Below are 13,278 nucleotides of genomic sequence, written 5' to 3'. Positions count from 1 at the left end.
GCGATCGCCTCTGGAATCTGGGTTATTTGGTTGCTACTGAGGTCAAGCTGCGTCAGATTGGTTAATTTAGCGATCGCATCAGGTATTTCAGTTAGCTCTACGCGAATTAAGATCAGTTCCTCTAAATGTAGTATTTGCGTTATCACATCGGGAATGCTCTCTAAAGGATTGCCACTAATATCCAACTTACGCAAATTAGACAAACCCAACAGTTCGAGTGGAAGCGTTTTTAAATTGTTGCCTGAAACCTTTTCGAGATTGCGGCCTCCTACTCGTTCATAACCTTCAACCTTCTTTCCCAAAATCAAAGACTCAAGCTGCTGCAACTTACCAATTTCCACAGGTAACTCAGTCAACTCCTGTCCCGACAGGTCTAACTCTTGCCAACCCTCAGTCACAGCGCGATCTATCAGTACCAATAACTCATCCTGCGTCATAATTCCAAGGAGAAGGGTAAAAGGAAAGAAGGTTGATGAAGATTAAGTAGTCTGACAAAAATATTTACAGTCATTGCGACCGGAATGAAGCAATCACAAGGGCTGGGATTGCTTCATTCCGCAACTCTTGGAGACGCTACCGCGTAGCTTGCTTCCCCGTAGGGGTACGCTCTATTCGCAATGACATTGTGTAATTAATTCTGTCTGACTACTTATCTTAACTGATTAGGGAAAAATACCAGATTATCTGGATGCCTAAGCCAGTAAATCACCCTCGTGACTTAGGCATCCAGTAGTTATCGGTGCATTATGAGTCCTAAATATGGCCAATACGGTTCGGATAAGGTTTTTTGATGACACGCCCTAGATCATAAAGACGCGATAAATCGCCGTCTCTACAAAGGACTGATCCTTGTAAAGACGGTGATTTATCGCGTCTCTTGCCTTAACCGAACCGTATTGGGGGTGGGGCTTGTACCCCCAAAAATCCAAAATCTAAAATTCGCAAGGTCAAAAGCTGTTTTTGAGTATTAACAACAAGCTCAATCCCACAACAATATTGAAGGCAAGTCATTGTTAGCCAAACGCAGTAATTGATAACCAATTCCAGATATACCGGGTAAAAAGCCAGGATTAAATACAGAATTGGGTAAGTTGGGGAACAGTTGATAAGCTCCAGTTCGCTTGGCTCTAGCCACAACATTTGTTACATTCTGGTGAGCAATTTGATGCCAATCAGGACGGGAACAGATTTTTGCACCGACTAACAGTACTTCGGCCCGGCCGAAGTTGCCACAGCACAAGTGATCGATCGCTTGTAAGCCAAAATTCTGAGTAGTTTGGAGAGCGATTTCAATTTCTTGTTGAATTTCCGGCGTTTCCACGATTCTCAAACTGCCTAAGCGTCCCAAACCAATGCCGGCTGCACCATGACACCACTTATTTGCAAAGTCAGGTTGTCCTGATTGTCCCATTCTACGGAAGTCTGGCCAGTTGGCAGTGGACTGACAAAAAACGCTACGCTCATACTCAATTCCTGCTAAACCTGCTTCTAAGAATTTGCCCGATGAGGTGGCGGCATAAAGTCTGAGCAAAGCATAAGAGATGCCTGCGGCTCCATGAGAGAAGCCAGTCAAGGGCTTATCCCAATAAGTATGCCAAGCTTTGGGCGCACCATTGTGGCTAACTTGACGGTTGATTAAATGTTGTCCACAGGCGATCGCTTTTTCTAAAACGGTTGCTTCTCCTGTGGCTTGATGCAGAGATAATAACCCTAAAATTGCCCCAGCTGCTCCACTCATAATATCCAAGTGTTCATCAGCAGCAATTAGTTCTGGTGTCATCAAATTGGCTAATACTTGAGCGTCTGGCAACAGCGTTGCATCGTTGAGGAATTGACTAATTTTCACCAAGCTATAGATCATCGATCCTAAACCTGTTGCACCCCCAACGCCCATGAAACGAGCCATGCGTTCCCAAGTTTCGGGTTCAATGGTGTGGATTTGACGACGCAGAGATTGCACTGTCCTCAATGCTAAATCACGGTAACGGGAATCACCAGTTACTTGACTCAGTGCAGCTAAAAACAAAGCAACTCCAGAACGTCCGTCACTAAGACAATTATTTAATACTTGCAGTTGATATCGTTCGGCGCGAGGCACAAAGTCTAAGCCAATCCAGTTAACGCTGCCATCAGGATCAGAAATGGCTCTGGTTTCCAGTTGAGTGGCGATTTCCTTGGCTTCAGCAATCAATTGTTCCGAATTTAGCAACGGTAACGATTCGCCTTGCCATTGTCCACCTTGGCGGCTGGAGGTGGTTGCAATCTTGGCATCGAAGGAGCCTTGAATAATCGCTACTTGTCGAGCTAGGTCAATTTCATCTAGAGATTGTAACTGGTTGAGCAGGTCTTGGTAACTGGATTTTTTGAAGTAGTTGGGAATGGAAGAAGAACCGTTTAAACTCAGTTCATCAACCACCGCACTAGCCGTGAAGAAGGGAATATCCAATTGTTCCATCGCTCGTAGTTCCGCGCTCAAAACAGGAAAGGCGTTCGGTTTATTTTGAGCAACTAGAAAAGCACGACTGAGAACATCGAGTTGAATACTGTAATCTGCACCGTGTTTGAGGTAATCGGGTGCTAAAGCTTTTTGAAGGATGATGCCATAGATGCGGGTGTTGCGGAAGATAAAACGCACCTGCTGATTTTGCATAGCAGATAGCAAACTTTGGCGTGAAATTAAGAAATCTTTGTGCGCCATCAAAAAGCGATACATCTGCTCAAACCCAGTGGTGATTTGGAGTTGATAATCGTTTGGAGACAAAGCAACTTCACCCAATAACGGCACATTTTTCCCAATCGGCAAGGTTACAGGCTCAGATAACAGGTGCATATTATCTGTATTAATGTTCTGCCAGCGTGGGACTTTGCGGGGAGATAGTCGAGGATCTGTGCTGCCTAGCCCGCTAATATCATAAGCGACACTGCGATCGCCACTAAAGTCCCAACGCGGTAAAAGTCCGGTGCGGAGTACGGAATCCCAAAATTGTCGTGTGGCGGTTGTTTCTAAATCTTGGGTAAGCGGTGAGTCTTCAATGAGATTCGGTTCGTGGTGCAGCAGCGTTTCCATATCAATCAGCACCAGATGTTCACCATTGGCAATTAAGTTTTCGTAATGGCAATCTGTTCCGCGCAAAGCGTAAAGCACACACAACAACATCCCAGAACGCTGATAAAATCGCTTCGCAGCTGCTTCATCAACACAAGGCAACTGTTCAACATATTCTACCCAACCGTAACCGTTGCGCTCCAGCACCCGAATTACTTTAAAATCTAAAAGATTGCTGTGTTGATTGCACCAATCCAAAAATTGGTTAAAGACAACCTCTAATCCTAAATCTTTGGGTTTATAAACAAGTTTAAGTCCTGACTCAAAGGTGAGCAAAATCACCGTTCGTCCGCGTTTGTGTGCATCGGAAAGGGATGTTTGAATTTCGGCGACTTTGTTTTGAGAAAATGGAGCGATCGCTTCATCAAAAGTTCGTTGAATATCTATCCTGTCTGCAACTAAACGTTCGATAAATTCAGCAGTGAACTCAACCCAAAAATTGACGGCTGTTGCCACTAACCGACCGAGAACTGGATACTTTTGGAAGAACGTCAGCATTCCATCTTCTAGGAGTTGATTAACAAACTTGGTGTAATGAGTGTTATTGTTTTGTGCTTCCAGTCCTAGTAAGCCGAGCAAGCTTTGACCAAAGGGACGCACCTGAGAAAATTCAAAATCTAATGTCTTAGTGCAAATCCCTGCTAATCGTTTCAGTAGACCACGTTCTAGAGAACTGTAAGCGTCGTGGGAAAGAATCGATAAGGGAAGACAATCTTGGGTGAATTGACTGTCGCAGCGAGTCAGTAATTGCTGTCTGGCTACTAAGATAGCAGGCAAAAGGATATCTTCAAAGGTAATCGGATTTTGTGAATCGATTGGTAGAAATACTTCGGTTGCAGAATTGAATCCTGTAGCGGTTTGGATGATTTGCTGCAAGGTTTCTGCCCACTCAGGCAAAGGTTGATCGGCAAGTAACTCAATGGCTCCCAATTTGGAACTAACAGTATCGAGGTCTAGCCCTTCCCACTGTAAGCGTTTGTGCAACGTATCCCATTTACCTTCTGCTGCAACTTCGCACCAGCGATGTCTACGACGGTTAATTTCTTGTTCATTTACTTGCTCGACATCAATTGCAAATCTGCTTTCATCAAGCCGTTCCCAGATAAAGCTAGCATTGGCTGCGATCGCTCTTAAATCGTCTGATGTTTTCTGTTGGGATAAGCGAACAATTTGTTGAACCATAGCTGGATTTCTCATGATGGAGTTAAAAGGTAAGTATCAATTCTGGTTTACGTTTTAATAGTTGGTATTAATACCAATAGCGTTCGTCTGAAATAAGTTTTAAATTAAGTACTAATTAGGTAAGTATCTAAGCATAAATAGATTTAAAATTTGTAGTAAGAACTTTAGTCCTGATAATCCTTGCTCTGAGCGATAAATCGCTCACTACAAACTAGGAGTTTATTTTATATTTAATTATGTCTACCTACTTAGGCATAATTAAAATAACTTGTAATTCTTAATTGAATTAGTCGGGGTACAAGTTCACAACAGATAAAGACCAAAAACTTGACTATTTGGCGGATTATAGGACTCATATATTATGATTTTTGAACAAATTTAAGATAAAACTGTCTTTTCAGTTTCAGTATGTTTTCAAAAATCAAGTCTGAGTCCTATATTTCACCAAAAATTACGAATTACGAGAGATAGCAGTGTCCGCCACCACAGCCGGCTGTGTGACATAGTTTGGGCGCACTATCAGCCATTGCACCGCCACTAACACTGAGTAATTCTTCTTCGCTCAGTTCACTTGAGTCCACAAAGGTCAGTTCTGCCAGCATTTGAGCTACGCTTTCGGCTGTGAAAGTATAACCTTTTTCTGCACTGGCAATTAACAACAGTTTGATGGCTTCTGTTTGGGTAACTGCTGCTTGTATATTCTCGCGTAGTTGGCTATTTTGGAGTAGGCTTTGAATTTGTGACAACATAATTGTATTTTCTCAGAGTTGGTGATAGTAATTGTTAATAGAATTCCCTCTTTTTCTTGATTAAAAAAGTAAAGAGGGAATTTGTTATGCAGCATCTCTTCCTGAGTTTAAGCTCAGTACCAAGTATGGAAATTATCCAAATTAAAATATTGGGAAAGTTGGATATAAAAAGCTGTTTTAGAAAAACAACCTGACCTTGGAGGCTACAATGCCAGAGAGAAAGAGAAGCTACATATCTTTTTTAGCAGTGTCCGCCACCACAGCCTTCTGTATGACATAGCTTAGGCGCACTATCAGCCATCATTCCACCACTAACACTAAGTAATTCTTCTTCACTCAGTTCGTTGGAGTCTACAAAGGTTAGTTCTGCCAGCATTTGAGAAATGGCTTCAACTGTGAAGTTATAACCTTTCTCTGCACTAGCGATCGCTAATACTTTCATAGCTTCTGCTTGATTAGTTGCTGCTTTTACTTGCTGTTGTAATTGAGCGTTTTGCAGTAATTCTTTAATTTGGTGTAACATCCGTCTATCCTCCGTTTTGGTTGACTTATCTAAACCGCAGAGATTCTACACTTGTTTTGTGCGGTGTTCTCTGCTCTTCTGATTTGAATTTAGAGAAGAATCGGGGAGAAGTAGGGGAGATAGTTGCAATAGCAGAAAAATTTTTTAGCGTTGCTGATTAGATATATGGATCTTGGTGTAGAGACGTTGCATTGCAACGTCTCTACAAGGGTTTTGAAATCACGTAAAATCATTTTCTTCAAGGGGCGACAAGCGAGCTAAAGAGCTTGCTGTATAAGCTTCATAGCCCTTAAACCTTGCTGATAATATGCTTTCTTATTGCGAATGAAACTGACCAGTTCCTCGACCCATGCTTGACACTCATGCCAAGCTACTATCCAATTTTGACCATATAAACCTATCCAGAAATTACTGTGACGTTTTTGATTTCTATTTTTTTCTTGGCTACGACAAATATATGATTCTTGTTTTTGAAATTTAGTCCTTTGTCCATGTAACCAAGCACTAGTCAAGGAAGACAGCAATTAAGAAAATCAAACGTACAAGTCTATCAGGGTTGGCTTGAGAAGCTTCTAGATTATAACCACCTGTTTTGCAATCTTTGAACATCGCTTCAATGCCAAAACGTTGACCATATATTTTGAGGGCAGTGTTTAAATCAGGTAAATTAGTTAATAAGTACCAAGCTTCTTTTTCTTGTTTACCTCTATACTTTCGTTTCCAGTAAACTCCTAAGTTAAACCTACCAAAACCCCGTTTTTGAGTAAACTTAACATTGGGATAAAACTGGCGGATGCCTGGATAAATCTCAATGCTACTTAAAGGCTGAAATTTTTGCCCTTTTTGGCGGTAAGTAGTATCCTTTTTCTGACGAAATACAAAACTGAGGTTCTGATTCTGGAGCCAATGCGCCAGTTCTACACTGTGAAATTCTCTATCTCCAATAATCACTAATTTGTACGTTTTTAATAAACGAATTACTGGGCGTAATACTTTTTGCTGTTCAGTGAGATTACTGCAACCATCTTTCTCTAACAGACACCAATATATTGGCCACGCTCTTTTTTGGTAAATTACGCTAACCATCAACACATTGTTTTCTTTCCACTGTGTTCTATCCATTGCAATGGCTAATTGTGACCCTACTTGAAAATGTCGGTTAATTATTGCTTCAATGATAGGAAACCACAACAATACTACACTCAAGGCATTTAGTGTTAAAAATCTTTGTATATGCCGTCTACGACTATTTTGTTGTATAGGTAAAGGTAGAGTCGCTGCCAGTCTTTCTATTCTCACTTGTTTCTGATTTTGTAATAACCACACCAACATCTTTAGCGTGATTAACTGTGCTTTATTCAGATATTTTTCTAAGAAGTTTTGGTAGAATGATGCCAGCATTATGATGACGGTCTTGGTCAAATTACGAGACCGTTCTTTTTTACCATTAAACTGTACCCTACAGGTAGCTGCTTAATAACCGTACAGTTTATTCTCAATAAGTACCCACTTTTTTCAAGGGGTCTGTACGCCCAAAACCTTTTGCTGGCGAGGTTTAGAAGCGATTGTCGCCCCTTGAAATCATTTTCATACCTGAATTCAGCAATGCCAATTTTTGGGTGGAAAATAATTGGCGACACGGGAACTGAATCTTAGCCCTAACTGTGTAACCAGAGCTAGAGCCTCTATAACGACGAGTTGAAAGGATTATGAATCTAATAGGACTTACGTACAGGTAACGGAAAACGAACTACGGAGGACGCAGAGGTCACTGAGGAATGAGAGTTTGAGAGGGTTTTTGCGTCAGTCCTATCTAAAACTAAAGGGCAACCAGTACTTCATTGATTTGCTCTGCTAGTTTCAATGGACGGAAAGGCTTGGCAAAAATAGCAGCGACATCCATATCAGTAAAACTCTCTCGATCTGATTGCTGGAGTTTAGCTGTTAATAAAATTACTGGAATTTTCTTAGTGGCGGGGTTAGCTTTCAGTTGTTGCAGAGTTGCACGCCCATCCATATCAGGCATCATCATATCTAGTAGAATGACATCTGGTTTATGGGTAGCAGCTACCTTCAAAGCTTCCTGACCAGAACTTGCTGTCAATACATTCCAGCCAGCAGCCATTTCTAATCCCAACTTAGCGATCGCCCGCACATCTTCTTCATCATCAACAATCAAGATATTTCTGTTCATAATGGCACTCTTACAAAATATATGTGCTGATTTGCTTGATCGCTCTTGAGCTATTCTAAAGCCAGATCGGGGAAAAGTAGGGAAGAATTAAGCTGTTAGAAGCAGTTTATTGCACTGGTAAAGGTAGCAGTACATAAAAAGTGCTACCTTCACCTAAAGTGCTTTGAACCCAGATTTTGCCATCATGTTGCTGGATGATATCTCGGCAAATAGCAAGTCCTAAACCTGTTCCTCCTTTGTTGCGGGAATCGGATGCATCCACCTGCTGAAAGCGCTCGAAAATTATTTGTAGTTTATCTTCAGGAATTCCTCGCCCTTGATCTTTGATAGTAATCAAAAGGTATTTGGGTAATAAAGGCTCATTTTCTTTAGGCTCAACGCCTTGAGATTCTGAGAGAGTGGCACTTATATACACCGTGTCTCCTGGTTCAGAAAATTTAATAGCGTTGCTCAGTAAATTAGTCAGGGTTTGCAGCAGGCGATCGGGATCTGCCCAAAGTTCAACTTCTACAGGATTTATGATCAATTTGACTTGAAATTGATCTGCCATTGCTTGCATCGCTTCTGTGGCGGTAGTTAGCAAGTCTGCGGCGTTGTACTTCATCTTCCGCGTGAAGATTTTGCCCGATTTCATCCGCTCTAAATCGAGAATATCGTTCACTAAACGAATTAGGCGTTCAGTATTAGTGGTGGCAATGCTTAGAACTTTTTGGCCTTGTTCATTCAGAGTTCCCAGTTGTTCTGAACCCAATAAATCTAATGCTCCCATTGTGGAAGTTAAAGGTGTACGCAATTCATGACTGACTAAAGAGATAAATTCGTTTTCTAGGCGTTTGCGTTCGGTGATGTCATTGGCAATTAATAAAGCACACGGTACTCCAGCTAAGTCAATCAATTCGAGAGATATTAGTATGGTTTTGAGTTCTGCATACTTAGTTGAAAATTCAAATTCTAGATTGTATAGTGACCCAGTTTCTGGTAGAAGTTGAATTGTTTGAGCGTAGACGCTTACCGGCTTGTCGTTAGACATCGCGACTGTGTTTTTACCCAAATTAAGTTCAGTAGCAGTATTTCCAATCACTTCGTCTAGAGAGTAGCCGCTCATCTTCAAGAAACTGGGATTGACATCAATAAAACGAGCATCTGAGATTGTAGCGATCGCGATCGGATTAGGACTAGAGCGAAAAACTTTAGCAAACTTCTCTTCTGCTTTGGCGCGCTCGTGAATTTCCTGCTGCAACCGCTCATTTTGGGCTTGGAGTTGTTGTTGCAGCTTCCAAATCGTTAAGTGATTTTCAATTCGTGCTAAAACCTCTTCTAGTTGAAAAGGCTTAGTGATATAGTCCACCCCCCCTACTGCAAAAGCTTTCACCTTATCTAGCACATCACCCAAAGCGCTGATAAAAATTACCGGGATTTTGCGAGTGCGATCGCTTGCCTTCAAATGTTCGCAGACTTCATACCCATTCATTTCCGGCATATTCACATCCAGCAAAATCAGGTCGGGAGGAACTGCATTTGCCCCTCGTAAACCCGTAGAACCCTTAGTTACACTCCGAACTTTATATCCCTGTTCCGTCAACATGGCAGACAAGAGATTCAGGTTTTCTGGCGTGTCATCAATCACCAGTATGTCTGCTTTGGGAAAGTTGAGCGACTCTTTAGGCATGGCAATATCGACTTTAGCCAGAATAGGCTACTAATGATTTCTAGAAATTGTAACCTTAGTCCTAGGTCTTAATAATCATTTACAAAAGAAATCCCAATTACCCATTTATCTACCCTAGTTCTCCCCGATTAATTTTTAATCTTAAAAGCATCGAATCAAATTAATAGCTCACACCTACCAAATTACACAGTACGGAGTAACTTGTATGCAAACTTCAACCATGCGTAAACCAATTATTCTTGCACCAGGAGAAGGTAATCAATTTTCAATTATGGGTGGACAATTTACAACCAAAGCAACTGGTGAAGAGACAAATCAAGCTTGGAAAATTTATGAAATTACAGACACAGAAGAAAATGGGCCACCACTGCACACTCACCCTTGGGAAGAGGCATTTTATATTCTCGAAGGAGAACTAGATATCCAAGTTGGTACAGAAACTATTTTGGCATCAATCGGCTTTTTTGTTAACATTCCTCATAATGCACCACACGCCTTCAAGATTCGTTCTGCTACCGCTAAATTTCTGGTTTTAATTGCACCTCAAGGTGCGAAAAACTTTTATGAAGAAATGGGTCAAGTCGCAGATAGCCCATCGCCAAACATGGACAAAATACAGCTTCTTTTGAACAAATATGGATTGCGATTTCTGGCGTGAATCTTTCGTTTGGATGTAGCGTGTACAGCTAGTACGCCCTTACGGAGAAAAGCTATATATAAACACGCAGAATTTGCATTTTTTGATAAATAAATCTATTTCTAGAAAGCAATATGTACTCAATAACAAAACCAAAAGCTACCCACCTTTTAACTAGTAGTGCGCTGAGTTTGGGAATTATCGCTAGCCTTGTTTTTTACCCAAGCGCGAGTCAAGCGAGTAAAAATGATGCTGGAGTACCTGCCGAACTCCAGGGCGAGTGGCGGTACGGTCGAATCTCGTCTATCCAATACCAAGACAGCTACACAGGTCGGCCAGCAGCCCCAAATGGTTCAAGCGATCAATTTCAACTCGCATCTAACGGAAACTACAAGCGAAATCGGCTGCTTCAAATCACCACTTATAACTGTGCATCTAATCTCTTCATACAGGAAAAAGGCAAAGTTAAGATTGAAGGTCAACGCCTGACTTTTCAACCTAGCGACAGCACATCCAAAGGGCAAATCTGCAATAGCGGGCGCACCTACTCCAGCCGCAATTCGGCAAAGGCTGAGACTTACGAGTGGTCGGTTGAGACAAATGAATCCGGGCAGCAAGTTCTATTGCTTGCGACCCCCGATGGCAAGGGTCTAGCTCACTATGGGCGACCTCAATAGATATCTGTTTAAAAGAATGTAGAGATGCGAAAGCGAGTAGCGGGGTTCCGTCCCAGTCTAATTTTGCGTCTCTACAATAGGCATCTCCAGAAATTAAATATGCGTTACCCAGAAACCTTGTAGAGATGGCGATTTATCGCGTCTCTTGCCTTAACCGAACCCTATTGCAATACATCTTGGATTATCCATTTTTTCTCTCCCCTAGTTCTCCCCGATTGCTTCGTAATCTATAAAATATCGAACTGAGGTTATCCCATGATTCACCATATTTCAATTGCTGTTAGAAACCCTAGCCATGTTGCTCAAGTTCTAGCGGAAATCTTAAAAGCACAAGCTGTTCCATTTCCTCCTAACCCAGGAAGCTATATGGTTATACCTTTTGATGAATACGGTACAGCCATTGAACTCTATCCTTTAGGCTCTCAAATTGAACCTGGTGAAAATGATGAAGAATGCGTATTTGTCCGTACTGCAATTACTTCTATGTACACAGATATTCATGCAGCTATTTCTGTACCCATCAGCCAAAAAGAAATTGAACAAATCGGTGTCCGTGAAGATTGGCGTGTAGTGCGCTGTAACCGCGATTCTTTCTTTGATGTGATTGAGTTCTGGGTGGAAAATAGATTAATGATTGAATTGCTAACACCAGAAATGGCATCTCAATATTTGAAATTCGCCACTCAGCAAGAAAATCTAAAATATTTTGTGGCACAACCAGCTTTAGCAACAAGTTGATAAATATTTATAGCAATCCTATTTGGTTTGCAATTCTCGCAAACCGCAGATCCTCGGCTTCTCAAATAAATCGGGGATCTTGTTGATCGCGAATGATTCAGAATTGCTATATTAATTTCTTTAATTTAAGTACGTTTGCAACTAAAGAACTATGCCTGCGGCGGGCATAGCTCTTTAGTTATGGTAAATAACAGAAGTGAATAAAGGAGCAAAGGCAATGATTTAGAATCAACTTATAGGTAAACCAGTACTAACATGATTGACCACGACCGTTTATTTAAAGAACTGATTGCAACATTTTTTATAGAATTTTTAGAATTATTTTTCCCCAGGTAATTACTTATCTAGAACCTGACTCATTGAAATTCTTGGACAAAGAAGTATTTACCGATGTCACTGCTGGCGAACAATACGAAGCTGATTTAGTAGTACAAGTAAGATTTCGAGAACAAAAAACTTTTTTTCTTGTGCATATCGAAAATCAGTCATATCCACAAGCTGATTTTGGACGCAGAATGTTTCGTTACTTTGCGCGATTGTTTGAAAAATATGCTTTACCTGTATATCCAATTGTAGTTTTTTCTTATGACGCTCCCCGCACACCCCAAAAAAATATTTACCGGATGGAATTTCCAGATAAAAATGTTCTGGAATTTAACTATGGGTTGGTTCAACTCAATCAATTAAACTGGCGCGATTTTTTACAGCAAGAAAACCCCGTTGCCAGTGCGCTCATGCTTAACTGAACTGTATTGGGCGAGAATTGAGTGTTTGAAACCCACCTCCGTGGGTAAAGCCTCGTGTAAACGCGGTTTCTAACCGCCTATTTAACGTTAAGTTGGCTCAGTTACAATTTTCTTCCGTTACATCAATAATTTCATCGAAGCAGAAACTTCGGACTAAATTTGTCAATTTTTCTGCCAAAGTAGAATGTGTTGGTGGAATTTGCTCAATTAGTTGAAAAATCCTTTCGGCATCGACTTCAACGGCTGCCTGATTAAGTTCTGTTACCCATTGGGCAGGCATAATGGTAATTGCAGAGCGAAGATCCAAAATGGAAAATTGAATATTCTTTAAATTGTTGTCTGTTGCATCTTCACTGCTTTCTTCTGTACAGATATATAGCACCTGCAAATATTCAGCTATCTTTTCAAAAATTATCTGCTCACGAAATGGCTTACGAACCAAGTCGTTGCAACCTGCGGCTAAGATACTCGCCTGTTGTTCTTCAAAAGCACTGGCAGTTAGGGCAATAATTACAGTGCGGTGATTTGTATTTGTATTTCTTTCCCTCGCTCTAATCTCTTTAGTTGCATCGTAGCCGTTCATTACAGGCATCCGCATATCCATCCAAATAAGATGAGGCTGCCAAGTTTGCCACATTGCGATCGCTTCTTGTCCATTATTCGCAGCCTTAATTTCAAAACCAATGCTACTAAGAAGTTGCACAATTAAATCGCGGTTTTCTTTACGGTCATCCACTACCAGAATCCGGTAAGAGGGTTGGCCTGCTGCTAGCTCGATCACACGTCCCTTATTCAACCTTGGTGAAACTTTCAATGCTGCGGCTAAATTTACTTGGATGTCAAAGCTAAAAATAGATCCTTGTCTAGGGGTACTCGTTAAGTAAATATCACCACCCAGCAAACGCACAAATTGACGGCTGATTGTCAGTCCTAGTCCAGTTCCTTCTTTGGTTTGGATACCACTTGTTGTCTGGACAAAAGGCTGAAACAAGTTATTCATTTCTTCTGGTGCTATTCCCCGTCCAGTATCTTCGACTTCAAAGTGAAGGAATGGGGA

Annotated in this window: 11 protein-coding genes and 1 pseudogene; 4 read left to right on the top strand and 8 right to left on the bottom strand. The window is 41.3% G+C overall.

Annotated features, from left to right (window positions below; all coding sequences use genetic code 11):
- The 7 genes from GNF10_RS29570 to GNF10_RS29540 form a co-directional block, all read right to left on the bottom strand.
- The coding region (locus tag GNF10_RS29570) for a leucine-rich repeat domain-containing protein (protein ID WP_185607317.1) at positions 1-437 on the bottom strand (437 nt) is incomplete at its 3' end.
- Positions 438-979: 542 nt separating this feature from the next.
- Positions 980-4,288, bottom strand: a complete 3,309-nt coding sequence (locus tag GNF10_RS29565; RefSeq protein ID WP_260446184.1) for a type 2 lanthipeptide synthetase LanM family protein — start codon at positions 4,286-4,288, stop codon at positions 980-982.
- A 458-nt stretch (positions 4,289-4,746) separates the two neighbouring features.
- The gene (locus GNF10_RS29560; protein ID WP_185584428.1) at positions 4,747-5,037 is read right to left on the bottom strand and encodes a Nif11-like leader peptide family natural product precursor; all 291 of its coding nucleotides are present in this window, start codon (positions 5,035-5,037) and stop codon (positions 4,747-4,749) included.
- A 241-nt stretch (positions 5,038-5,278) separates the two neighbouring features.
- Complete coding sequence (locus GNF10_RS29555; protein ID WP_185584426.1) at positions 5,279-5,560, bottom strand: Nif11-like leader peptide family RiPP precursor; 282 nt, start codon at positions 5,558-5,560, stop codon at positions 5,279-5,281.
- Positions 5,561-6,064: 504 nt separating this feature from the next.
- Positions 6,065-6,961, bottom strand: coding sequence for an IS4 family transposase (locus GNF10_RS29550; protein ID WP_221643631.1), 897 nt, complete (start codon positions 6,959-6,961; stop codon positions 6,065-6,067).
- 418 nt (positions 6,962-7,379) lie between these two features.
- Entirely contained in the window at positions 7,380-7,754 is a 375-nt protein-coding gene (locus tag GNF10_RS29545; protein ID WP_114082561.1) for a response regulator, read from the bottom strand.
- Between the two features lie 106 nt (positions 7,755-7,860).
- Entirely contained in the window at positions 7,861-9,423 is a 1,563-nt protein-coding gene (locus GNF10_RS29540) for an ATP-binding protein (RefSeq protein ID WP_185584425.1), read from the bottom strand.
- Positions 9,424-9,628: 205 nt separating this feature from the next.
- Between GNF10_RS29540 and GNF10_RS29535 the strand changes: the two genes are divergently transcribed.
- The 4 genes and pseudogenes from GNF10_RS29535 to GNF10_RS29520 form a co-directional block, all read left to right on the top strand.
- A complete protein-coding gene (locus tag GNF10_RS29535; protein WP_185584423.1) occupies positions 9,629-10,081 on the top strand; it encodes a cupin domain-containing protein in 453 nt (150 codons plus the stop codon).
- A 113-nt stretch (positions 10,082-10,194) separates the two neighbouring features.
- Positions 10,195-10,737 carry a hypothetical protein gene (locus tag GNF10_RS29530; RefSeq protein WP_185584421.1) on the top strand — a complete coding sequence of 181 codons (543 nt, stop codon included), beginning with the start codon at positions 10,195-10,197 and terminating at the stop codon, positions 10,735-10,737.
- 255 nt (positions 10,738-10,992) lie between these two features.
- The gene (locus GNF10_RS29525; protein ID WP_185584419.1) at positions 10,993-11,475 is read left to right on the top strand and encodes a hypothetical protein; all 483 of its coding nucleotides are present in this window, start codon (positions 10,993-10,995) and stop codon (positions 11,473-11,475) included.
- Between the two features lie 255 nt (positions 11,476-11,730).
- Positions 11,731-12,212 (top strand): annotated as a pseudogene (locus GNF10_RS29520) (Rpn family recombination-promoting nuclease/putative transposase); the annotation flags it as partial.
- 106 nt (positions 12,213-12,318) lie between these two features.
- Here GNF10_RS29520 and GNF10_RS29515 read toward each other — a convergent pair.
- Positions 12,319-13,278, bottom strand: a 960-nt coding sequence (locus GNF10_RS29515) for a response regulator (RefSeq protein ID WP_185607316.1), incomplete at its 5' end; no start/stop codon positions are given.

Source organism: Nostoc sp. UCD121 (genome assembly GCF_014222285.1).
Taxonomy (GTDB): Bacteria; Cyanobacteriota; Cyanobacteriia; order Cyanobacteriales; family Nostocaceae; genus Nostoc.
This window is presented reverse-complemented; position numbering and strand designations above follow the sequence as displayed.

Excerpts from the sequence above, each read along its gene's own strand:
- GNF10_RS29555 (WP_185584426.1), bottom strand. The coding sequence starts at position 5,560 with ATGTTACACCAAATTAAAGAATTACTGCAAAACGCTCAATTACAACAG.
- GNF10_RS29545 (WP_114082561.1), bottom strand. The coding sequence starts at position 7,754 with ATGAACAGAAATATCTTGATTGTTGATGATGAAGAAGATGTGCGGGCG.
- GNF10_RS29550 (WP_221643631.1), bottom strand. The coding sequence starts at position 6,961 with ATGCTGGCATCATTCTACCAAAACTTCTTAGAAAAATATCTGAATAAA.
- GNF10_RS29540 (WP_185584425.1), bottom strand. The coding sequence starts at position 9,423 with ATGCCTAAAGAGTCGCTCAACTTTCCCAAAGCAGACATACTGGTGATT.
- GNF10_RS29525 (WP_185584419.1), top strand. The coding sequence starts at position 10,993 with ATGATTCACCATATTTCAATTGCTGTTAGAAACCCTAGCCATGTTGCT.
- GNF10_RS29560 (WP_185584428.1), bottom strand. The coding sequence starts at position 5,037 with ATGTTGTCACAAATTCAAAGCCTACTCCAAAATAGCCAACTACGCGAG.
- GNF10_RS29530 (WP_185584421.1), top strand. The coding sequence starts at position 10,195 with ATGTACTCAATAACAAAACCAAAAGCTACCCACCTTTTAACTAGTAGT.
- GNF10_RS29565 (WP_260446184.1), bottom strand. The coding sequence starts at position 4,288 with ATGGTTCAACAAATTGTTCGCTTATCCCAACAGAAAACATCAGACGAT.
- GNF10_RS29535 (WP_185584423.1), top strand. The coding sequence starts at position 9,629 with ATGCAAACTTCAACCATGCGTAAACCAATTATTCTTGCACCAGGAGAA.